At 35.9% G+C, this 24,001-nt stretch carries 21 protein-coding genes; 12 read left to right on the forward strand and 9 right to left on the reverse strand.

Features of this window, described 5'->3' with window-relative positions; genetic code table 11:
* Positions 1 to 274: 274 nt before the first annotated feature.
* From HX004_RS11115 to HX004_RS11125, 3 genes are all read right to left on the reverse strand, one after another.
* Complete coding sequence (locus HX004_RS11115; RefSeq protein WP_286442571.1) at positions 275 to 694, reverse strand: MarR family winged helix-turn-helix transcriptional regulator; 420 nt, start codon at positions 692 to 694, stop codon at positions 275 to 277.
* A gap of 121 nt (positions 695 to 815) precedes the next feature.
* Entirely contained in the window at positions 816 to 1,748 is a 933-nt protein-coding gene (locus HX004_RS11120) for a M48 family metallopeptidase (protein WP_286442572.1), read from the reverse strand.
* Positions 1,748 to 2,308, reverse strand: coding sequence for a LemA family protein (locus tag HX004_RS11125; RefSeq protein ID WP_286442575.1), 561 nt, complete (start codon positions 2,306 to 2,308; stop codon positions 1,748 to 1,750). The genes HX004_RS11120 and HX004_RS11125 overlap by 1 nt, the downstream gene beginning before the upstream one ends.
* 205 nt (positions 2,309 to 2,513) lie before the next feature.
* Between HX004_RS11125 and HX004_RS11130 the strand changes: the two genes are divergently transcribed.
* From HX004_RS11130 to HX004_RS11175, 10 genes are all read left to right on the forward strand, one after another.
* Entirely contained in the window at positions 2,514 to 2,843 is a 330-nt protein-coding gene (locus HX004_RS11130; protein ID WP_286442577.1) for an ArsR/SmtB family transcription factor, read from the forward strand.
* Positions 2,844 to 2,900: 57 nt separating this feature from the next.
* Positions 2,901 to 3,356, forward strand: coding sequence for a DUF6428 family protein (locus HX004_RS11135; protein WP_286442578.1), 456 nt, complete (start codon positions 2,901 to 2,903; stop codon positions 3,354 to 3,356).
* Position 3,357: 1 nt separating this feature from the next.
* Positions 3,358 to 3,978: an arsenate reductase/protein-tyrosine-phosphatase family protein gene (locus HX004_RS11140; protein ID WP_286442580.1), complete on the forward strand. Its 621-nt coding sequence runs from the start codon at positions 3,358 to 3,360 to the stop codon at positions 3,976 to 3,978.
* Positions 3,975 to 5,009 (forward strand): ACR3 family arsenite efflux transporter, encoded by a 1,035-nt coding sequence (gene arsB, locus HX004_RS11145; RefSeq protein ID WP_286442582.1) that lies wholly within the window; start codon positions 3,975 to 3,977, stop codon positions 5,007 to 5,009. Before HX004_RS11140 ends, arsB begins: the two co-directional genes overlap by 4 nt.
* Before the next feature lie 1,099 nt (positions 5,010 to 6,108).
* A complete protein-coding gene (locus tag HX004_RS11150; protein WP_286442583.1) occupies positions 6,109 to 6,567 on the forward strand; it encodes a hypothetical protein in 459 nt (152 codons plus the stop codon).
* 333 nt (positions 6,568 to 6,900) lie between these two features.
* A complete protein-coding gene (locus HX004_RS11155) occupies positions 6,901 to 7,386 on the forward strand; it encodes a (deoxy)nucleoside triphosphate pyrophosphohydrolase (protein ID WP_286442584.1) in 486 nt (161 codons plus the stop codon).
* Positions 7,379 to 10,249: a DEAD/DEAH box helicase gene (locus HX004_RS11160; RefSeq protein WP_286442585.1), complete on the forward strand. Its 2,871-nt coding sequence runs from the start codon at positions 7,379 to 7,381 to the stop codon at positions 10,247 to 10,249. Before HX004_RS11155 ends, HX004_RS11160 begins: the two co-directional genes overlap by 8 nt.
* Positions 10,250 to 10,383: 134 nt before the next feature.
* A complete protein-coding gene (locus HX004_RS11165; RefSeq protein ID WP_286442586.1) occupies positions 10,384 to 11,217 on the forward strand; it encodes a tetratricopeptide repeat protein in 834 nt (277 codons plus the stop codon).
* A 44-nt stretch (positions 11,218 to 11,261) separates the two neighbouring features.
* Positions 11,262 to 11,675, forward strand: a complete 414-nt coding sequence (locus HX004_RS11170) for a c-type cytochrome (protein WP_286442587.1) — start codon at positions 11,262 to 11,264, stop codon at positions 11,673 to 11,675.
* A 68-nt stretch (positions 11,676 to 11,743) separates the two neighbouring features.
* The gene (locus HX004_RS11175; RefSeq protein ID WP_286442588.1) at positions 11,744 to 12,283 is read left to right on the forward strand and encodes a hypothetical protein; all 540 of its coding nucleotides are present in this window, start codon (positions 11,744 to 11,746) and stop codon (positions 12,281 to 12,283) included.
* A gap of 208 nt (positions 12,284 to 12,491) precedes the next feature.
* On the opposite strand, the gene HX004_RS11180 is transcribed toward HX004_RS11175, so the two are convergent.
* From HX004_RS11180 to HX004_RS11195, 4 genes are all read right to left on the reverse strand, one after another.
* Positions 12,492 to 13,862, reverse strand: coding sequence for a RagB/SusD family nutrient uptake outer membrane protein (locus tag HX004_RS11180; RefSeq protein WP_286442589.1), 1,371 nt, complete (start codon positions 13,860 to 13,862; stop codon positions 12,492 to 12,494).
* Positions 13,863 to 13,875: 13 nt separating this feature from the next.
* Entirely contained in the window at positions 13,876 to 16,917 is a 3,042-nt protein-coding gene (locus HX004_RS11185) for a SusC/RagA family TonB-linked outer membrane protein (RefSeq protein ID WP_286442590.1), read from the reverse strand.
* A 98-nt stretch (positions 16,918 to 17,015) separates the two neighbouring features.
* A complete protein-coding gene (locus HX004_RS11190; protein ID WP_286442591.1) occupies positions 17,016 to 18,386 on the reverse strand; it encodes a sensor histidine kinase in 1,371 nt (456 codons plus the stop codon).
* Complete coding sequence (locus HX004_RS11195) at positions 18,383 to 19,060, reverse strand: response regulator transcription factor (protein WP_286442592.1); 678 nt, start codon at positions 19,058 to 19,060, stop codon at positions 18,383 to 18,385. Before HX004_RS11195 ends, HX004_RS11190 begins: the two co-directional genes overlap by 4 nt.
* 164 nt (positions 19,061 to 19,224) lie before the next feature.
* Here HX004_RS11195 and HX004_RS11200 point away from each other — a divergent pair, with 164 nt between their 5' ends.
* Complete coding sequence (locus HX004_RS11200) at positions 19,225 to 19,617, forward strand: VOC family protein (protein WP_286442593.1); 393 nt, start codon at positions 19,225 to 19,227, stop codon at positions 19,615 to 19,617.
* A 385-nt stretch (positions 19,618 to 20,002) separates the two neighbouring features.
* Here the strand turns inward: HX004_RS11200 and HX004_RS11205 are convergent, their stop codons facing one another.
* Positions 20,003 to 20,527, reverse strand: a complete 525-nt coding sequence (locus HX004_RS11205) for a GFO_1090 family protein (RefSeq protein ID WP_286442594.1) — start codon at positions 20,525 to 20,527, stop codon at positions 20,003 to 20,005.
* Positions 20,528 to 21,040: 513 nt separating this feature from the next.
* Entirely contained in the window at positions 21,041 to 22,069 is a 1,029-nt protein-coding gene (locus HX004_RS11210) for a YncE family protein (protein ID WP_286442595.1), read from the reverse strand.
* A 790-nt stretch (positions 22,070 to 22,859) separates the two neighbouring features.
* On the opposite strand from HX004_RS11210, the gene HX004_RS11215 reads away from it, so the two are divergent.
* Positions 22,860 to 23,645 carry a lipopolysaccharide kinase InaA family protein gene (locus HX004_RS11215; RefSeq protein ID WP_286442596.1) on the forward strand — a complete coding sequence of 262 codons (786 nt, stop codon included), beginning with the start codon at positions 22,860 to 22,862 and terminating at the stop codon, positions 23,643 to 23,645.
* Positions 23,646 to 24,001 lie beyond the last annotated feature (356 nt).

Consider the following 24,001-nt stretch of genomic DNA (forward strand, 5'->3'; position numbering starts at 1 on the left):
TGTTTGTTGTTCGTTGTTTGTTGTTCGTTGTTTGTTGTTCGTTGTTTGTTGTTCGTTGTTTGTTGTTCGTTGTTTGTTGTTCGTTGTTTGTTGTTCGTTGTTTGTTGTTCGTTGTTTGTTGTTCGTTGTTTGTTGTTCGTTGTTTGTTGTTCGTTGTTTGTTGTTCGTTGTTCGTTGTTTGTTGTTCGTTGTTTGTTGTTTTTGCGAATCTTCGATTAAAGGAAGGAACCTTTTATCTTAGAAAATCTGCCGATTCCTCATAACCGATAACCGATTATTCCCTTTCAATTTGTTTAAACAAGTCCATCACCGCTTGCAGTTGATTGGATTTTACTTTGGGAAGTAATTCCAAGGCAACCGCCTCTGCAGTTACTTTCGCTTCAAGGTAAATGCGTTGTCCAGTCTCCGTTAGCACGACATAACTAACACGAGCGTCTCGTGCATTGCTCTCTCTACCCACTAAGCCATTTTTTTCCAACGGACTCAGTAAGCGCGTCACTCCCGAAGGAGTAAGTCCAATGCGACTAGCCAGGTCAATTCTCCTCATTTTACTTTCTGCATCAGAGGCGAGTAAATGGAGTAGCATAAAATCGGTATAACTCAAGCCGTGAATACTCAAGCGATCAAATTTTCGTTGAAGGATGGATTGGGTTTTGGTCAGGTTGAATAGCAATTGTAAAGAATCGTTTATCATTTGAAATATGTTTGAGTAGTCAAATACTTTGCGAAGGTATAAAAAAAATCTGCTTGGTTTTTATTCCAGCAGATTTTTATCTTTTTATTGTTTTTTATTTCTTGTATAAAGCCTAATGAAGTTACATCTTTTCCAAAAATTCGATGCGTTTTTCGATCGGAGGGTGCGTACTGAAAATAGAACTAATATCCCCCAAGAATCCCTTGCTTTTAGACTCATCACTGTTGTCAATAAAGAGTTCTCTTACTTCGTTATTGGTCGTGTCTAATTTGGAATTACCACTGATTTTACGCAGGGCACTAGCCAGGGCATGTGAGTCTTTGGTCATGCTAACTGCACCAGCATCGGCCATGTATTCTCGACTTCTCGATAGGGCAAATTTAAAAACCATAGAGAAAAAGTAGATCACGAGAGTGACCACTAAAATAAGGATAATGATAGCCCCTCCATTGTCTTTTCCTCCTCGTCTTCTTCCCAAACCGTTGAATAATCCGCGGATTAATAAATTGAGAATAACACCCAAGATTCCCACAAATACAATCGTGACAATAAGCAAACGCACATCGTTGTTTCGGATATGCATCAATTCATGTGCAATAACCCCTTCCAATTCTTTATCGTCGAGTTTGTCGATGATTCCCCGGGTTAAGGTAACTGAATGCGACTTTTGATTGATTCCCGAAGCAAAGGCATTTAAGGCCTCTGTTTCAATAATGAAAAGTTTGGGCATCGGCATACCAACCGACATACACAAGTTTTCGGTTAGGTTATACACCCGCATATTGTCCTTGCGTTCCAACGGTTTTGCATGGGTCGCCCGTTGAATCATTTGATTGTGAAAAAAGTATGAAATAACAAACCAAATCCCAACAACTACAAAAACAATTGGCGTTACTTGCAAAATGGGATCATAGGCCATTTCCCAATTCCAACTAGCTAAATAGCCCAAAATAAAGACAATCCCCAATAGAATTAATAAGGGAAAAGCGAATAAAAGTAGAATTGATTTGGTGTTATTTCGTCTTATTTGTGTATGTAAACCAACGTATGCCATTAAAATTTAATCTCTGGAGCTACGTCAAGTTGTGCTCTTTGTTCAACACCTAACTCAAAGAAAGGTTGAGTCGTCATATTTTTCATTCCCGCTACAATGTTTGAAGGAATTGATTCAATTGCTGTATTTAATTCTTTCGTAGCTGAATTGAAGTAACGGCGAACAGCTGCTAATTTATTTTCAACATCTGAAATTTCATTTTGCAATTGCAAGAAGTTCGTATTCGCTTTCAAATCAGGATAAGCCTCTACTGCTACACGTAATCCTGCAAGAGCAGAAGACAGTTGTTGTTCCGCTTGAATCTTGGTGTTGATGTCAGCTGCTTGCATGGCCGCTGTACGGGCTTGTGTTAGTTTTTCTAACGTATTCGCCTCGTGTTCCATATAACCTTTTACAGATGAAACTAATTGAGGAATCAAGTCATGACGCTGTTTTAATTGTACGTCAATATCCGCAAAAGCGTTCTCTCTGTTGTTTTTTAAAGCCACTAATTTGTTGTTCATTGAGATGAACCATAGAACAAGTAAGACAATAACTCCAATTCCAATAAAAATTCCCATAGTTTATAATTTTTTGTCTAATGTACGAATTTTTAGGTTTTTTTAACCGTTTTGTATGCTATATAAAGAGTTTTTGATGTATAAAATCCGAATAAATAGATATAAAAATATTGTTGCCGAAAGAAAATAAAGTTTTTTGATGGGTGTTATAAAAAAATAAATATCTTTGTATCGTAATATTACGATGATATAAAAAGAGAAACAAATGGGAATCACCAAATCAGAACTATTTAGCGATAAGAAAAACCGCTTAGCAGTCATGTTTAAAGTATTGGGGCATCCCGCGCGTTTGGCAATCTTGCAATACATCATCAATCAAAAAGCTTGTATTTGCAGTGATTTAGTAGATGAACTCGGATTAGCACAAGCGACTATTTCTCAACATTTAAAAGAATTAAAAACCATCGGACTCTTACAGGGTACGGTAGAAGGAAAATCCGTTTGCTACTGTATTGACGAGGAGGTTTGGAATGAATTTGCAACGGAATTTGCCGCTTTCTTCGGTCAATCCACGCATATTGACAAATGCTGTTAAGGCATTTTTTTAGCGTAACGTATCGTAATATTACGATGTAATATAAAAACAAAAAATATGAAACTATCAGAAGTAAAACAAGTATTAGCCGGATTGGAAAAAGTAGATTTTCAATTGGAAGATGGGAGCTTTGTTCCCGAACATTTCCACGTAACAGAAGTGGGACAAGTAGATAAAAAGTACATCGACTGTGGGGGTGTGATTCGCACCGAGAAAAAAGTGAGTTTCCAGCTGTGGAATGCCAACGATTTTGAACACCGATTAAAAGCAGGAAAATTATTGAATATTATTCGATTATCTGAAAATAAACTAGGTATTGAAGAGGGTGAGGTAGAGGTGGAATTCCAAGGAAAAACGACCATTGGCAAGTATAATTTAGCTTTTAATGGGACCCATTTTATCTTGGTGAATACGATAACGGCTTGTTTGGCAGAAGATGCTTGTGGGATTAAGCCAGCAGATTTACCACAAACAGCAAGCTCTTGTTGTGATCCTAATTCGGGTTGTTGTTAATATGTATCCAGTTTTACAACAGACAATTACTTCTTTGCTGTACCAAACTACTTTGAGTGAGGAACGCAAAGAAGTACTTATTCCTCTTGTAGATTCCCTTATTGATCAATTGAACACAAAGGGAAGTGCTAACATAGTGTTCATTTGTACGCATAATTCACGACGTAGTCATTTGGCTCAAGTATGGGCACAAGTTGCTGCTCATTATTATGGATGTGTAACAGTCGATTGCTATTCTGGCGGAACAGAAGAAACAGCTCTGGCACCTCAAGTGGCCCTGATTTTACAAAAACAAGGCATGGATGTGAGTCTATTAGCTGTAAACGATAATCCAATCTATAGTTTAAAGTACGATAGTAGGAGTGCTCCTCTGATTGGTTTTTCGAAAAAATACAACCACGTATTTAATCCCGCGAGTGAGTTCATTGCCGTTATGACTTGTTCACAAGCAGATGGGGATTGTCCTTTTATATCAGGAGCGAGTCATCGAGTAGCGATAGCTTATACTGATCCTAAGATATTTGATGGTCAACCTGAAGAAGAACGCGCTTATAGAGAAGCTAGTTTGTCTATTGCTCAAGAAATGTTTTATGTGTTTTCCCAAGTAAAGAATAAAAGATGAAAACAAAAATGAAATTTTTAGATCGCTACCTTACCCTGTGGATATTCTTAGCCATGGGTATGGGCGTAGCTTTGGGGAATTTCTTTCCTCAATTGCCAGTCACACTAAATAAATTAAGTATAGGAACGACGAATATTCCCTTGGCGATAGGATTGATTATTATGATGTATCCGCCTTTGGCCAAGGTAGATTATGCCTTATTGCCTAAAGCCTTTCAAGACAAAAAAGTATTGAGTCTTTCTTTAGTGTTAAACTGGGTTGTTGGACCTATACTTATGTTTGTCTTAGCGTTGCTCTTTTTAGGCCATCAGCCCGATTTAATGGTGGGGGTAATTCTCATTGGATTGGCGCGTTGTATTGCGATGGTAATCGTATGGAATGATCTCGCTAAGGGAAATCGAGAATATGCTGCGCTACTCATCGCCTTGAATAGTATTTTTCAAATCCTTTTTTACAGCGTATTTGTATGGTTGTTTATCAATGTATTACCGCCGTACTTCGGATTTGCCGCCTTTGATGTTTCCATTGCGATGACAGACGTTCTTCAAAGTGTGGCGATCTACTTGGGAATTCCTTTTTTGGCTGGTTTTTTAAGTCGAAAATATGTAGTACAATACAAAGGAGAAACCTGGTATAACCATAAATTTATTCCCTTTATTTCTCCTTTTACCCTTTATGCATTGCTATTTACCATTGTGTTTATGTTTAGTCTCAAAGGAGAACAAATCATTCAACTTCCAGGACAGGTAGTTCAAGTGGCAATTCCTTTAGTTATCTATTTTGTATTGATGTTTTTTATTAGTTTTTTCCTCAATAAATCCATGGGAGTTCCCTATGATAAGAATGCAGCTATTGCGTTTACAGCAACTGGTAATAACTTTGAACTAGCGATTGCTGTAGCCATTGCTGTATTTGGAATTCACTCTCCTCAAGCTTTTGTGGGCGTAATCGGTCCATTGGTTGAGGTACCTGTATTGATTTTGTTGGTTAGAGCGAGTTTGGCATTGAGATATGGAAAGAAGAAATCGTAACGTAGGGGCACATGGTCATGTGCCTAGTAAAACGAAGTAATTTTTTTAGGAGAGATAGATTCATCGAATACCAAAACCCATATAAACCCTGTGAGATAAATATAAAATAGGAGAGAGAAATAAGAGCGATCTCCTGTTAGCCGATAACCGTATAGTGCGAGCGCGGGATGCGACCCTTCGTTGCTTCAGGGTGACATACGGACTAGAATGACGAACTGATTAATTGGTTAATCTGTTAGGTTAGTGAATTTTCGGATTAAAGAAGATTTCATTATCAAATGAAAATGAATTTGAAAAAATAAGAAGATGCTTTTTCTTTAAGAAGTATTCTTCTTCTTTACTCAAGAATCACAAAAAAACGAAAACACAAAAAAGCAAAAACACACCCCCTTTTTTTTAAAAGGGAATTTTTCTTCAACTCCTACTTTCTTTTGTCTTGATACAAAAGAAACAAAAAATCAAGACGGATACCCAATACCGGTCAAAATAAGCTTCATCAGCTAAAGGAAAAGAACTCGCTTCGCTCAAACACCTTTTCCTTTTACGCTGCTTTCTGCTTTTTTGACACTCAGTATTGGGTATTAGGTCAAAAAGGAATTGTCTTGATAGAAAGTTAGTGCTTTAAAAGAAGGGAATGTTTTTTCTTTAAGAAGTATTCTTCTTCTTTACTAGAGAATCACAAAAACACAAAAACACAAAAACACGAAAACACAAAAAAGCAAAATCACCCCTCCCTTTTTTTAAAAGGGAATTTTTCTTCAACTCCTACTTTCTTTTGTCTTGATACAAAAGAAACAAAAAATCAAGACGGATACCCAATACCGGTCAAAATAAGCTTCATCAGCTAAAGGAAAAGAACTCGCTTCGCTCAAACACCTTTTCCTTTTACGCTGCTTTCTGCTTTTTTGACACTCAGTATTGGGTATTAGGTCAAAAAGGAATTGTCTTGATAGAAAGTTAGTGCTTTAAAAGAAGGGATGTTTTTTCTTTAATAAGTATTCTTCTTCTTTACTCGAGAATCACAAAAAAGCAAAAAAGCAAAAACACAAAAAAGCAATTTTTAGTAGTATCTTGCCCTGAGAATAAATACCATTATCCCGTGAGTGTAGCACCTTCCAAACAAATTACTTTTTGGCAACGTGTCTTATTGTATGAACTGTTGTTTGTGGCTCTGTCTTTTGTTCAGGCATCTCTAGCGATGTACCCATTTAAAGATCAGCCTTCCAGTAGTTTATCCTTTGATTTTTATACAGATGCTTTTTTTGCCTCGCTGATTGTCAGTGTAGGTTATGTATTGGTGCTATTCCTTGTTTTACGGATTCAACCTTGGCTGTTGCAGCTTGTGGTCCATCTACTTGTTGTTGGTTTACTTTGGTTTTGGATTGATTTCGGTATCTTTCAAGACCGAGAAGCTGGATGGAGCACCTATACTACGCAAGAAGCGCTTTATGCTACAAGGAAACATAGTCTTTGGATTATTCTTCTTAGCTGTGCTTTTTTTGTATGGAGTAGTTGGACTATATCCAAGCGCTCCATCAAGTCATCAGCGGTCAACTAGTCTTCTTTTATAAACTGGTGATACTGACTCGAGCTATTTCTCTTTTCTTGAGAAGACTCCCAAATCGTCCAAAAGTGGAGGCGTTGAACCTTGGGTAAAAATAAAACAGGGAACTCAATCTCTCCTTTTTGACGTTCAGCTAGTTGAATGCCAACAAAGCATTTGTCTTGTTTTTCGCAATAGAGACACAGGGTTAACTTGGTGTTGGGGAGGTGTTGGGGGATAAAACAGTCTTGAAAAAATGGATAATTCAATGTTTTATTCGATTGATATAATAGATACTGTGGTTTGTTAACTAAATATGCCTAAATTTGAGTTATAGAATTCAAATGAATGTTTGAAAAAAGTTCAAATATTTCTCGGGAACATAATTCAAAATATAGTTTTTTGAATTATGCTGACAAAAAAGTTAAGTTAAATACTATGAAAAAAGTAGAGGTTGTTGCAGCTATATTGATGCATAATGATGAAGTGCTTTGCGCGCAAAGAGCAGAAAGTAAGTTAGAGTATATTTCAAAAAAATTTGAATTTCCTGGAGGGAAAATTGAAGCAGGGGAGACATATAAAGAAGCTTTACAAAGAGAATTACAAGAAGAATTAAATATAAAACCGGAAATTAATGATCTTTATCTCACTGTAGTTCATCAATACCCAGATTTTGAATTGACGATGCATAGTTTTTTATGCCCAATGCCTAATAAGGAAATTACCTTAAATGAACATATTTCTCATGTATGGTTAAAAAAAGAGAATTTTTTAGAATTAGATTGGGCTGCAGCAGATTTACCTATCGTACATAAAATGATGCAAGATGAATGAAAATCTACACAATGATTTTATTAATGGTGTTCATCAAGGGTTTTTAGATAAAAGTATTGTTTCCAATTCAACTAATATCCCTAAGCTTGTAACAAATAAAGAAGTACCTAAAGAAAAAGTATTGTCGACAATATTACAAGAGCTAGATACTTGTAAGGAATTCTTTATTTCAGTTGCGTTTGTAACAACTAGTGGTATCGCAGTATTGTTTAACACACTTATTGCCTTAGAAAAAAGGAATATAAAAGGAAAAGTTTTAGTATCTCAATATTTAAATTTTACTCAACCTGAAGCGTTGAAAAAGTTGAAAGCTTTTAAGAATATAGAGCTTAAAATTTCAACAAAAAATAATACACATACAAAAGGCTATATTTTTAAAAAGGATGCGCACCATACAATCATAATAGGTAGCAGTAATTTAACGGCAAATGCATTAACTGTAAATAAAGAATGGAATCTTAAAGTATCAGGTCTAAATGATAGTGGTATTGTCAATGATGTATTGAATGAATTTCACCATGATTTTAGAGAAGCTATCATAGTTAATGATAAATTTATTGCTTTTTACGAGAAATTATATCAGAAACAAAGAGATCAAAGACCTTTAAGTGTACCCGAATTAAAAAGTGACTTAATCATTGAGCCAAATAAGATGCAGCAAGTTGCTTTAGAAAATTTAAAGAAACTAAGATTAGCTAATCAGAAGAAAGGTTTAATAATTTCTGCAACAGGAACTGGTAAAACATTTTTATCTGCATTTGATGTAAAAAACTTTAATCCAAAAAAAATGTTGTTTGTGGTACATCGTTTAAATATTGCTAACGATGCACTTGATACATTTCGAACTTTATTAGGGGATAAAAAAACTTATGGTCTTTTCTCGGGAGACCAACGTGATTTGCAGGCAGATTTTATTTTTTCAACAATTCAAACCATATCGAAGGAAGAAAATTTGTTGAAGTTTGATAAAACTCATTTTGATTATATTATCATTGATGAATCTCATCGTGTAGGAGGTAATTCTTATTTGAGATTAGTAGATTATTTCAATCCTAAATTTTTGTTGGGAATGACGGCTACACCTGAACGTACAGATGGTTTTGATATTTTTAGTCTTTTCGATCATAAGATTGCATATGAGATAAGATTGCATACTGCTATGCAAGAGAAAATGTTGAGTGATTTCCATTATTATGGAATTTCTGATTTACTGGTAGATAGTGAACGTAGAGAGAATGCGAGAGATTTTAATTTGTTGTCTGATAGTGATAGAGTAAACAAAATTATATTTAATGCTAAACGCTTTGGAAGTGATAATGGTATTATTAGAGGATTAGTTTTTTGTTCTAATAATATTGAATCCGCTTTTTTATCTTCAAAATTCAATGAAAATGGATTTAAAACTGTTGCCTTATCTGGAAAAAGCACTGAATCTGAGCGAACAGAAGCAATTGCTAGACTAGAATCTGATAATAATGAAGAGAAATTAGATTACATTTTTACTGTAGATATTTTTAATGAAGGAATAGATATACCTAAGATAAATCAAATTCTAATGATAAGACCTACTGAGTCTGCCATTGTTTTCGTACAACAATTAGGACGAGGGTTAAGAAAGGCTGTAAATAAAGAATTTTTAACTATAGTTGATTTTATAGGAAACTATGAGAATAATTATTTAATACCAATTGCTCTTTATGGTGATACTTCATATAACAAAGATACTTTACGAAGATTAATTTCAGAAGGAAGTAAACATTTACCAGGAGCATCTACTATTAATTTTGATGAGATTACGAAAGAAAGAATTTATGATTCAATTGCTACAGCTAATCTTTCAACGTTAGCTGACTTAAAAAAAGACTATCAATTACTAAAATTTAGATTAGGAAGAATACCTATGATGGTTGATTTTTTAGAGCATGAGTCTAGAGATCCATTTCAATTTGTTGTGTATTCAAAATCATATTACAATTTTGTTGTTCGTGTTGATGACACTGTTGAACATGAGCTGGATAATACTAATGCAGAATTGTTAGCTTTATTTACGAGAGAAATAAATAATGGAAAAAGAGTAGAAGAAAGTTATTTATTGAAGTTGCTATTAGAGAAAAAAGAAATAAAACGTTCTTTTCTTAAAGAACAGATTTATGCGGAGTTTAATTACATACCGACTGATGCAACAATAGAATCGTGTGTGAGAAATATTAATTTTTATTTTTTTAATAAACCGAAAAATATAATAACTCTAGATCAAGATAGTATCCGATTTCATTCAAATTTTAGTGAAATATTAGAAAATGAGGTATTTAAAAGTTTTTTTATTGATTCGATAATGTGTTCAATAGAATTCTTCAAAAGATCTTATACGCAGACAAATTTTAGAGATGGTTTAATATTATATAATAAATATAGCCGTAAAGATGTTTGTCGATTGTTAAATTGGCCAACAGATATCAGTAGTACAGTATATGGCTATAGGACCGTAAATGAAATTACGCCCTGTTTTGTAACATATCACAAATCAGATGATATCGAAGAAACAATCAAATATAATGATCACTTTGTAAGCCCAACAATTTTTGCATGGGAATCAAGATCTAATAGAAAATTAAATAGTCCAGAAATAAAAAATGTACTTGAATCAAAGAGGATATTATTATTTGTAAAAAAAGAAGATGCTGAAGGAACAGACTTTTATTACATGGGAGATGTATCCATAATAAATGATTCAGTACAACAAAGCTACATGGCAGATTCAGAATTACCCGTAGTTCATTTTAAATTTCAATTAGAACAACCCGTTATGAAGGAGTTGTATGATTATATAACATCAGGAGATATAAAACATCATGATGATTAAGATTGTTTTTAGATGATATACTAATTCCACTGAAATAAAAACATAAAAGACCGATTGAAGAAAGACTTCACTTCGGTCTTTTTTATTTCACCCCCCACCCAAATATTCCCTATATTTAATCGAAACGAATTGAAATGAAACACCTCCCTTTTAGTCTACTGATTTTATTGTTAATCAGTTGTCAACAGCCCCAAGCACAAACCCTGTTGGCAGCTCCACTCACCCCAGAACAAAAAGCCAAGCAAGACCGCATTATCGAAACCTATGCGACCAATAAAGCCCATCACTATAATTACACCTTTCAATTAAAAGAATGGCAGGACGCCTTAGATGAAGGATTAGCACAAGACTCTACAATTGCCTATTTGTGGCAGCAAAAGGCTATGCCCTATTTTAAAGCTAGAAAATACGAAGTGGGAATGGAGTATATCGACAAAGCCGTGTTGTATGATGCAGAGCGTTATTTGGGGTATCGCGCTTTTATCAAGTGTGTATTCTCCAAAACCTACCGTGAGGCTATTGCCGATTTCGAAACCTGTATTGCCAATTGGGGCGATCGCTATGAAATGGATCACACCTATACCTTTTACATCGGATTGTCCTATTTACAACTCAACGAATTCGACAAAGCCGAGGCTTATTTCAAACGAGCCGTAGCCAAACAAAAAGAAGTGTTTCCTGAGGTGCATCACCTCGAACTCTTTTATTTGGGAATCATATACTACGAACAAGAACGCTTTGCCGAAGCCATCGCTTATTTTGATCAAGCAGTGGTCAACTACAAAGAATTTTCGGACGCTTATTACTATAAAGGCCTATGCCAATGGAAAATGAAAGAATCCGAAGAAAAAATAAAAGCAACTTCGGATCTGTTTTTTACCTACAATGAACAAGGGTTTTCGATTAATGAAGCCAATGCTATTTATGAACGCTATCCCTATCAAATTCCCAAACAACGCAAGGAATAAACGAGAAGATATTATGCGTATCTTAGTGTCAATTAAAAGAGAATATGGATTTTAATCGCAACTATATTACGCGTTTTATTTGGGGCATTTCGGGAATCTTACTATTGGCTTTCGTACTATTTGGTTGGCTTTTTTATGTGGGAAAAACAGCGCGAAAACCAATTGCTATTGCAAAGGAAGCATTTTGTGGAGTTCCCAATTTGCCAGAAGAATTACAACAAGGAAAAGCGTTGTTTTATCAAAATTGTCTAGCCTGTCACAAGTTGGATATGGATGGCATTGGCCCAGGATTAAGAAACGCAGATCATGCAGTTTTACAGCAGTGGTTGCTCGTTGATCCTACACACAAAGACCAAGCGGAATATGGACGACTGTTTCATTTTAAAACATTTCAAAACAAACTAGCAGAAGAAGATATTCAAGAGATTCAGGCTTATTTAAATCATAAAAATGAATAACATCAAATCACATCAACCCTTATCGACTTTTACCTCAGAAATACTACCTTTGTAGTAAACCGACTCAGATGAAAAAACTAATAACACTAGCCGTTGTATGTATGTTTGCGCTAGGATGTAAACAAAATACACAACAAGAAGCCCCGGCACAACAAGCAACAACCAAAGAAGAAGTGGCGAAAGCCTTTGAAAGTACAGCTGCTTTGAAGAAGATCAGCAGTGAACTACTCGTTCCCATGGAATTGTTAGAACCCTCTTCCAAAGAAGTTACGACCAAATACGGGTTGGAGTTTGGTGGAAATTGCTACGCTTGTGATGTCGTAAATATTCTGATTGACGGAGAAATGATTACGTTGATGAATGCGTGCGATTTACACAGTCAAGTTTCGTATACCATTGAATCAGTTGAGGAAAAAGGAAAGCAAATCAACATCAAAACACAAGCCCATACGTTTGTATTTGAACAAGTAGAAGAATACCCTGTATACAGTTTAAAAGTCATAGGAGAGGAAATAGATGAAACGGTGTTTAGAGAAGCTTCTTTTTATACCTTACGCAGTTTGTTAGAAACATTTGAAGTACACGATTGCGGTGACTTTGAAGGATAGGTGTACTTTGTGAGGTTTGCTCTTTGTTAAGTTGTGAGGTTTGCACTTTGTTAAGTTTGATTTTTGTGAAATCGTGAAGTTTGCTCTTTGTAAAGTTGTGAGGTTTGATTTTTGTGAAGTTGTAAATTCTCTACAAAGAACAATTCTTACAAAATACAACTCTCACAAAGCACAAACCTCACAAAGCACAAACCTCACAACAACCCCCTTACAAATTCGGATTACTCTGTATTTCCTTTAGAGGAATCGGTAATTGATATAATGGATTTCCGAAGAGCAGTTGTTGCAGATCCGTAGTTGCGGCTAGATCTTCCGAGTTGCGTTCCAGTGTTTGGCCCAAGCGTTTTAAGTCGAAGTAACGATGTCCCTCAAAAGCGAGCTCTTTGAAGCGCTCTGTTAAGATTGTTGTTTCACTGATGTTGGTTGAGGTTACTTCTTCTCCCGTTCTCGCTTCTACTAAGGCATTTAGATCCTTTATCGCTTGTGTGGAAGCTCCTGTTTTTACATAAGCTTCTGCGCGAATCAAATACATTTCTGCCACGCGAAATACTGGTAAATCACTGATTCTGTTTTCGTGTCCTTCATCCGAGTATTTGGCAATTTGATTGGCTTGTTCTTCTCCAAAGAACAGCGACAAACGAATATCCCCTTCCTCATATAAACGATTTAATTTAGCAGAAGCATAAAACAAACTCTTCCCTGTATTAAAATTGTACCACAATGTATTCGGACGTAGTTCATCGTCGTTGTTTCGCGCTAGTTTAAATACAACTTCCGCATTTTGATTTTGTTTCCATAGCGCAGTGTACTGATCCATCGTAGCGAGTGCATAGTTGTTGATCACTTTAGATGCATAAGCAATGGCTTTGCTGTAATTCTTTTGATATAGGGCTACACGAGCAGCTAAGGCATGAGTAGAATCCAAAGAAAATCGAGTGGGTGCGTTTGAATTGTCCAATTGATCTTCTGCCGCTTGAAGGTCTTTCCAAATCAAGTTGTAAAAATCAGGAAGCGGTGTTTTACCGGGTTTTTGGAACAAATCCGTACTAGTCACATAAGGAATTGTCAATGCTTGTCCTGCTTTTGCATCAGAATCCCCAAAGATGCGGTGTAATTCGAAGTGAATCATGGCGCGTAAGCCTTTTAATTCTCCTTCTAAAACCGTCATCGCTTCTTTTTCTTCTGCAGCTTCTTGTGGAACCTTATAGCTATTCTCCAAAAGCGTATTGATTTTGTATAAAGTATGGTAATAATCCTTCCACGTTTCGTGCAGTAGTTCGTCATCTGAACTATAGGTCCAACGGTTGAGTTGAATGGCATAACCATCTACACCCACATTCTCACTGCTCAATTTACACTCATCAGCCATCACAGCCCCCAATAAGGTAGAGTATTCTAAATGCAAGCTATTGTAAACCCCAACCACTCCATACTCAAAGTATCGCACGGATTTGTAAAGCTGATCGGAATCGACGTTCTCTTTAGGATCAATGTCTAACATGCGATCGCAACTCGTCAAGTAAAAGAGCGAGCAAAGAGCGAAAAGAAGGCCTACTATTGTATATCTTGTTTTATTCATGGTATGTTATCTTTTAGAAAATTACTTTTAAACCTGCTGTAATGGTACGAGGAAGTGGATATTCGTATTGGTACCAGTTGTTGTCATCTTCTGGATCTTGTCCTTTCCACTTGGTCCACGTAATGAGGTTAGACCCTTGGGCGAATACATTCACCTCTTTGACGAATTTACTTGCTCGACCTAAGTCTGTAATTTTGTAGTTGATGTTTAAGTTTCTCAACTTTAAATAATCTGCTTTTTGCAATTCGCGATCCGTTAAGTATCTCGTATAGCTCGGATGTGGGTTGCTACTTTCATCTCCTGGTTTTTGCCACATATCCAACATACTTGTTGATTGGTTGTAAATGCGGTAATTCGGATCGGCTGAGGTACGGTAGAATTCACCCGTATTCAGGCGATACATTCCCTTGATGAAAGAGAATAACGCGCTTACTTCTAAGTTCTTGTAACGAAAACTCGTTGTGATTCCCCCTTTCCAAGAAGGATCAAAACTTCCTTTCACTAAAACTGCATTTTCAGGATCGTATACATCGGTTATATTGCCTTCTTTGTCTAAGTATTGTGGAGCTCCCGTTTGGGAATTAACCCCTGCCCAACGCACCATATAAAAGTGTCCGAGCGATTTTCCTACTTGGTGGATGGAGTAATCTTCCGTTACAATATCGTCTTCATCGCCTAAACTGAGAATTTTATTCTTGTTGAAGGCTAGATTCAATCCCATATTCCAAGTGAAGTCGCCCTGTCTGATCAGGTCTCCTGAAACTTTAAACTCAACCCCTCGGTTGCGGATTTTTCCTAAATTAGACGGTAAAGATTCAAATCCAGAGGTCATGGATAAGGTGCGGTCGATAAATAGATCACTGGTAATGCGGTTGTAAAAATCAAGCTCAGCAACCAATCGATTTTTAAAGAATCCCATTTCAAGACCTAAGTCGAAAATGCGGTTCATCTCCCAGTTGTAGTTGGCATTTCCTGGTGTAGTAGGCACTAATCCCGTTTGTCCGTTGTATTGACCAGGTCCATATAAACGACGGTAACCGAAATCGCTGGCAAAACCGTTGGCATTTCCTGTTAAACCATAACTGATACGCATTCTCGCTGTTGAAATCACCTCATTATCAAGTAAGAAATCTTCATACTTCATGTTCCAGTTTCCTCCTAAAGCATAGAAGTACTTATAGCGATTAGCGGAAGGAACACGAGAAGAACCATCGCGTCTTAAACTACCACTCAACGTATATTTGTTTTCAAAGGAATAACGGAGTAAAGCAATCTGTGAAACGAGTAGATTTTCAGAAGCACCACCTTCTACTTTGGGAATAAAGTCATTTTCTGGTGTACCTGGTGTGATACCCGATGGAGTTTGATCCAATCCACTTAGTAAACCAAAACCAGTAAATCCGTGGTAATCGTACTTATAGCGATTCATCTCCACTAATCCCACTGCTTCAATTTCGTGTTGATCCCATTGGGTTCTATAGTTGAAACCAAAATTACTCATGGTACTGATTTTGTTTTGATCTCCTTGACTGTACATTCCTTGTCCGCCTTCTTCTACCAAAGCCCCAAAGTAAGTATCGGGTTTGATGATATGGGTATTGGAATATTTACCGTAATCCACCCCTAGGGTTGAAGTTAATTTCAATTCATCTGTAAGGGCATAGGAGAAATTCCCCGATAAGACCCCTTTCAAGCTCGTTGATTTACGATTGACATCTTGGTACATTGCCAAGGCATTCGTTCCAAAACGATTGGCACCGGGTTGCAATTGGCCATTTTCATCGTATGGATTTTCGTATGGCAGCGCAAAGTAAAGAGAAGCTACTGGATTGGTTTCACTAACGTCAAAATCCGATTCAGACTCTTTACTGTTGCTCTGTGCCAAGTTGATGAAAAAATCAGCCTTAAAGCGTTTGCTTTGATGGTGAATATTGGAGTTAATAGTAAAACGTTCTATGCCAGAATTGTATAATACCCCTTCTTGGTTGGTATAGTTGAAGGACGTATAGTGTTGTGTTTTTTCATTTCCACTCGTTAAACTTAACGCATGGGATTGAATAATTCCTTTGCGCAATATTTTTTTGCGCCAATCCATATTCGTTTGTCTGATTTGATTGAGTGTTGCGGCATCTCTCACATAGTCTTCCTCCGTTTTGGCAACAGCAGTACCGTTGATCATTTTGTATGGATTTTGTTGAGAATAAGCCCAACCAGGTAAATCCGGGTCCTGCAACATTTCTTCAAACTGCAAACGTTGATTGGTATTCATCATATCCCATTTGCTGTTGTTGGCCTGAGCAAATCCATATTGGGTTTGGTAGGTCACTTGTAGGGGGGAATTGGCCATTCCTTTTTTGGAGGTAATGACAATGACTCCATTGGCTCCTCTGGAACCATATTGTGCTGTAGCTGCCGCATCTTTTAATACGGTAATATCTTCAAAATCCTCGGGTGGGAGGGAAGTAAAGGTCTCAGGGGATATCGGCATACCGTTTAAGATGTACAGCGGGTTGGTATTTTCGTCTTGAAGAGAACCAATTCCGCGAATCGTTACCCGCCCTGGAGTACCAGGTTGACCCGAAGGGGAAGCAACATACAATCCAGGTACTTGCCCCTGTAAGGCTTGATCCATTGAACTTACTTGCAGTTGATTCAACGCTTTTGCTTCAATTTTTCCTACTGCCCCTGTCGTTCTCGCTTTGGATTGCTTGGTATATCCTGTAATGACAATGCCATCTAATACATTTTCTTCAATAAATAAATCAATGGTGGCTGGTATTGTATTTCCCTCAATGGTGATGAATTGCTCTTGATAACCCAAATAGGACAATCGCAATTGGATGCTTTCTTTCTCTTCTACAACTAAATCAAAAGAACCATCCTCTAAAGTGAAACTATATTCTTTTTTGCTAATATTCTCAATGGTCACCCCAGGTAAGGGGAGTAAGGTCTCAGCGTCACGCACTAAAATCGGCGTTTTTTTATCTTGTGCTTGTACACTCAATAAGCTGAAACAAAAAAGTAAGGTGGCTAAGAGTCTTTTTGTTTTACGCATTATGGTTTGCAATTAAATTAGAATACAAACCTAGGTTGAGGAAATTAAAAGGACTTTAAGCCGAGATAAAATAGGGATTAGAAAGAGATTAAAAAAAATTAATCTACCGTTTTAACCTGCTTGGGAAGTCGGATGATTACCGTAGTTCCTTGATGGAGAATAGAGTCTACCATTAAAGAACCTTGGTGTAATTCAATAATTTTATACGCCAAGGACAATCCCAATCCTGTTCCTTTAATGCCCAAAGCATTTGGCGATCGGAAAAAAGGAAGAAACAATTTATCTAAATCCTCATGGTGAATACCAATCCCGCAGTCTTCAATGCGAATAACGATGTGTTGTTCATCCGTACTTAAGGTTAATTGAATAGGAGCCTCATGCGAAAATTTATGCGCATTGAGAATGATATTCGACAAAGCGAGTTCGAGTAGGTGTGAATTTCCATTGAAATACAAGGCGTATAATTCTTCTTGTGTCTCCAAAGCTAGGTTGAGGTTGAGCGTCTTGTGGTTGGCTATTAAATGATCGATTAAAGTCCACCAAAAGGTTTCAAAAGAAGTTTCTTGTAAGGAGTATCGCGCATTGTTCAACTGAGATAAGGTGAGTAGATTGTTGATGATGCGATTGATGTGACTCGCATCTTTGACAATGCCTTCCAATACTTCTCGGTATTCCATTTCGCTTCGTGGACTACGCAAGGCAATTTCCGCATTGCCCATCATAGAAGCAATAGGAGTCTTGAGCTCATGAGAGGCATGAGAAACAAAAGATTGCTGATTGTCAAAGGCGGTATGAAGACGTAAAAATAAGGTGTTAATCGTGTCGCTTAAGGTTTTAATCTCATCCTTAGACATATGCTCCACGGGAATGGGTTGAATTAAATTTTCCACATCTTTATCTTGAACGTGATTGATGATGCTCTTGATGGGATTTAATAGAGAATTTGAAAAAATACGCGAAAGAATAAAGGTGATGATTAAGGCAATCAACAAGCTAAACAACATAATACTGCGCAATTGATGTAAAGCTTTTTCGCCATTTTCATTGGTGGCTTTGGCTACAATGATGTAATTGCCTGAGTTATCTTCGTAAAAAATCCCCACAATAAAATCCCCTTCTTGTTTGAACTGAACCTTTTTGTTGTCATAGATTGCTTGTAAGAGTGATTTGTCCCATTTTAATTCCTGTTCTGCAATATAGGTAGGTTCAAAAGAGGAGGTATAGATGCGAATTTGTTCTTTGGGTAAAGTACGTGGAAATTTGCGCAACACTTCCTCGTATTCTGCTCTCGTAAAATTGTCTTCTGCTAAGTAATTATGTCCAACCGTAACAGCGCGATCCTCCAATTGACGAAAGAAATTCTTTTTCCATTGGGTGGCTACTACAAAGTAAATGGAGGTCAATACCCCTAAGAGTAAAATGGCAAATAGTCCTATAAATTGAAGGGAAAGTCTTGTTCTTATTTTCATTGTTCGTCTTTTAAAATGTACCCCATACCAATGACTGTTTGAATCAGGGAAGTCTCTTGATTTTTGTTTAGTTTTCGTCTGAGGTAATTGATGTAGACATCGATGAGGTTGGTTCCACGGTCAAAGTCAATCCCCCATACTGCCTCTGCAATTTGCGCGCGACTCAATACGCGGTTTTTGTTGAGGAGGAAGTATTCCAATAAATGATATTCTTTTTGGGTGAGATTGATTTCGACCTGATTGCGGTATACCTTTTTCTGAAAGCAATTCATCACTAAATTGTCAACGGTGTACTCCAAGCTGGGAACGGCCATTTTCATGCGACGCGTTAAGGCGTTAATACGTAGTAAAAGCTCTTCGTAATGAAAGGGTTTGGTCAAATAATCATCGGCTCCCATATTAAACCCCTTGATTTTATCGTGTAAAGTGGATAAAGCCGTTAGCATTAAAACGGGGGTGTCCGATTTGTATTTTTTAACTTCCTGACAAAGATCAAAACCATTCATATTGGGGAGAATGACATCTAAGATAATCAGGTCAAACTCGTGTTCCATGGCCAATTTTAATCCCATGAAACCTTCATAAGCTAAGGTAACCTTATGTTGACTTTCTTCTAAACCTTTGCGTATAAAATTAGACACATTTGCCTCATCTTCAATCAATAATATGTTCATAATTTGTGCTTTTTATACCAAAAGTAAAACTTATAAGTATTAGAAAATTAACATTAAAGAAATTTAATGCTAGGTTAGAAAACGATAAGAGTGCGGAAAAATTGGATTTTTGGTGATTTTAATGCGGGAATTGTGTCGTATATTTGAATAGAAAAACACACAAGATGATTAAGTATAGTTATACCATTATGTACGTAAAACAAGTAGATGCTACACTTGCGTTTTACGAAAGTGCTTTTGGGTTTGAGCGCAAGTTTATCACACCAGAAGCTGATTACGCCGAATTGATCTCAGGAGAAACTACTTTAGCTTTCGCTAGAGAAGATTTGGCACAGTCTAATTTATCGAAAGGATATAGAACTGTGAGTAAAGATCAAGTAATGGGAATTGAATTAGGGTTTGTTGTAGATAACGTGGAAGAAGCTGTGGATCGAGCAATAGAAGCAGGTGCTACACTTTATGAGCCCATAAAGGTTAAGCCTTGGGGGCAAACCGTTGCCTATGTCATCGACTGCAATGGGTTTCTGATCGAATTGTGTACCGCTATGGAGGTATAAAAAAGACAATACAAAATATCGCCCAAAGTTGGGCAAAAAAAGAAATTGTGATGGTCGCGCATCACAATTTTTTTTTACGTGAATGGTATATCGTCTTGCTCTTAGTCTAGTTTGTTTTCATCATCATCTTCTTTTTTGGGGCTTCCTCCCATAAACATGAAGATTGCTATCACAAGTCCCACACATACTAAGCCAAAGATAATGATCATAAAGGTGCCATTAGCAAAATTGTACAGAGGTAAATTCATTAAGTTCATAATACGTGTTTATTTATGTTATTCTGTACTAATTTATGAAAAATAATAATAAAATACCCTGATAAATGTCAGTTGTTTCTTGTGAATAATAAAAAAACGCTCCTTTTTTTGAAAGGAGCGTCTATGTTTTATAGCTTGTCTAAGGTGTTTCCTAAGGGGAGATTCATTTTCTTAGTCAGGGAGGAAAGTTCTTTTAAACTGAAGTTTCCTGTGATGTGAACTAAAACTGTTTCTTTTGTCGGATCAACACTATCGTTGAACATGACGAGTTCGGAAATGTTTTGATTCGTTCCAGTTTTGTCAATGTAAATAACCACTTTGGAATCACTGTCTTTTTTGTTTACCAGTTCTTTGAGGTTTTTTGCTTGCACATACTCATTAATGGTGGTGGTCATTTCTTTTTTTACTTCTTGCGTTTTTGTGTTGAAAACGCGTAAACTCGTTAGTTTTTTTATTAGATCAAAATAGAGCTTTTCTTCTGTATTGGTGGCTTCTACTTTTACATTAGCCATCATTTCAAACATCTTCTTATTTACAACAACATTATTGATGTTCTTGTTTTTTTCAAACTTTGAAAAGCTATCTTGTGCGAATGTTAGATTTGCAGAACATAACATCAAGCAACAGATCAAATAAGGTAGGATTCGTTTCATGGTATTCTAATTAGTTGTATCGCTAGTATTTATGGCTTTTGAAACCTCAGATAAAATGGTTTTACATTCCTGATACGCTACTTCCGGATTGGAAAAAGTACCGAGATTGGTTTGTGAAGGTGGCGCTTGTGTTGTGTTGAGATACTGAGATTGTATAATCAATACAAGTAAGCTAACAATCAGTATACCGCCAATGAAGTAAGTGATATTTTTTTTGTTCTTCATTATTTCTTGCGAACTAAATTAATATTATAGTAAAAATAGAAAATATTATTGAACAACTAACGTTTTTTTGAAATGAACTCATCTTGACTCTTTTGATTGAAGTGAAAATTAGTTATTTTGAGACTGATTAAAGGAATTTTTAAATTGCATAGCAAGGCTACGGAATGAAAAAATGGCAAAAAGCAGGCTCAAAAGAACAATTTTTTAACCAATTAGAGAAAGTCAAGATGAGTTCAATATAGTGTAAATAGATGAAAATAAAAAAGAGTCCCGAAGGACTCTTTGCTATTATTTGTAGTTTGCGTAGAAATTACTTGTTAATATTCCCGCTTTAAAACTTTGAATTTTTTTGCCGTTTTGATAGATGTGAACCGTACTTGGATCCATCATATCTCCTGCATCTCCAATGTAGATTGTATTTTTAATTACATTAAATCCATAAAAAGTAGAAGCCGCATTGTACTCGTTTTCCGGAATTGTCAATACAGGGGCTACTTGTACATTGGTATCATGTGGATTCCATTTGTAAACAGAGCTATTACTCGTATAATATAAATCGTTATTGTCTAAACGCAAGTTCTTAGCCGCACTGTTTCTCGTTGAGAAAAATTGCGTTACTATTGCATCCGTTTGAGCGTCAATTTTGTAAAAGAATGATTTATCAGCTGTACTAGAAACTGCATAAACAAAGTCTCCTAAGGTTACGATGTCTTTTAATTCTTTGTCTACAGGAATCTTTTTGGTAATGTTGAATTTTGAATCAATAACAACGATTTCGCTTTTATCTGCTGATATATTTTTCTGTACATATAATTTGGTATGCCAAGCTAAAATCTGACCTACTGGAGCATTGATTTTAATTAAGGTAATGAATTTGTATTGTTCATCGTAAACACTAACGGTTTGTGTTTCTTCATTAGATACATATAGTCTATTGTTGGCAAAAGCAATGTATAACGGTTTGTTTAACCCTTCTGTAATTGTTCCTTCGTGTTTAAACGTATAACGGTTAAATATTTCAACTTTATTTGACCCTTTTAATACAACAAAAGCTTTGTTGTCTTTGAAAGCCATACTCTGTGCAATGTCTCCTAATGCCTTGTCTGGCGTTAATGCAATATTCGCATGATATTTATCGTAGGCAAAACTTGAAAATCCTATGGATGCATCATTATACTGTAAACCTCCTTGATTTAAAATAAGTAAACCATTGTCAAGGTTGGGTACCTGTGGTACTTCTACAAAAGGATCGTCCGATGTACTACAAGATGTTGAAAGGATTGATAATGATAGTGCTAGAAATAAAAGTTTTTTCATATTTAGTTGCATAGTATTAGTATTACACAAAAGTGAAAGTTTAATAAAATGTTAATTTTTATCTTTCTCAAAATTAGTTTTTATTCTGAAATAAACAAGAGCTAATCTGTAAAATTTATAGCTCAACTCCTTAATTAACATTGAAATCGCGTATTCTGTGTGATTCGTTTGTGCGAGAAGGCAATAACCTACGTACATTAGACCCTTAAAATACGCTTTTCAATCTCATCTTTCTTCGTATTTCTTTAAAACGCATTTAATGAAATTCTAGTATAATCGAGAGAGAATATTCTTTAAAATTGTAGTAGAATACGGTATTTTAATTAACTATTTTTAACAATTGCCACAAAAGGAAGCGTTAACACAAGAAAAGGGAAGAGTTTAATTTGTTTTTTCCTTTTTAGTTCGGAATGTTTCAAACTAAAGATGTATTAATCTCATTGAACTATTGATTTACTGATGAAAAATAAAAAACAAGGGCTACAAAAGCATTAAATTCATAAAAAGGAGAGAAACGAAAGAACGGGAGGAAGAGGAAAACCAAGATTGGATTTGATTTACTAAAAGAGTTTGAAATAAGTAATATGCCGGATATGCTAGGATTGTTTTTATTGGATATAGAAGTAAAGTTCTTAATTCACCGCGAATAACGAAAATTATATCTTTCTTTTTTAGGTGATTTTTTTTAGTTGTATTTCATTGGTTTTTAGGTAATTGTGTTTTTGGATGCTGAAAATGAGTTTCTTTGAATAGCCGTATCTTGCCTATAGAATTTAAAATAATAATACACATGACTCAACTAAGGGTAAATAAGCACATTCATCCCTTATATCAAAACCAAAAAGAAGAACTAACAAACCTAATTGAAAACTATGATGCATTAACTACTTATCTTTTTAAAGGAAGCAGAAACTCAATCAAATTGGTCACCTTATCAACCGGTCAACGAGTAGCAATAAAATCCTTTAAAATTCCCAATGAATTAAATAAACGCGTCTATAAATTTTTTAGAAAACCGAAAGGATTACGTTCGTATGAACACGCTGAAAAATTAAAAACATTGGGGGTAGCTAACCCACAGGCGGTAGCGTATTTTGAATACAGTACAGCCACAACAATTCGAAACACCTATTATATTTCGGAATTTGTTGAGGCAGAAATGACCTATCGCGATTTAATCTCCCAAAAGAATTATCCTCATCGGGAAGTGATTTTGGAAGAATTTGTTCGATTTTCTTATGGCTTGCATGAAAAGGGAATTGAGTTTCTGGATCATTCACCAGGAAATACATTAATCAAAAAACAGGACGATGGAACCTATGTCTTTTATTTGGTCGATTTAAATAGAATGAAATTTAATCAAGAGATGTCTTTCTCTAACCGCATGAAAAATCTCGCTCATTTGACCACCAATATCCAGGATATTGAGAAAATGGCGGAACACTATGCTCGATTGATCGGAAAAAGCTCTAAAGAGGTTTTTATCCGTTTATGGCTAGAAACTATTAAATTTCAATTTAGATTTTACAAGAAGAAAGAGCTGAAATTTAAAATTAAACGATTTTATTTTAGTTAGGAAAGAGGTGAGAGGTGAGAGGTGAGAGAACTTTTTTTAAAAACGAAAGTTTACAAAAACACAAAAAAGCGCAAACACAGAAAAGCAAATTTCACGTCCCTAAATAAGGTTGATCGTTTTTAAGAATGAAAGTTTACAAAAACACAAAAAAGCGCAAACACAGAAAAGCAAATTTCACTCCTTTCTCCTCACCTCTCTCCGCTTTCCTTTTTCGTTTCTCTTTATTTTACCTAAAAAAGTTACTTTGTTTTATTAGGCACATAACTATGTTGAATTAAAAAAGGTACTTCGTTTTATTGGGCACATTACCATCTGTGCCCCTACGTTTCTCCTCACCTCTCACCTCTTTCCAAATA

It is taken from the genome of Myroides sp. 1354 (genome assembly GCF_030324495.1).
Taxonomy (GTDB): Bacteria; Bacteroidota; Bacteroidia; order Flavobacteriales; family Flavobacteriaceae; genus Flavobacterium.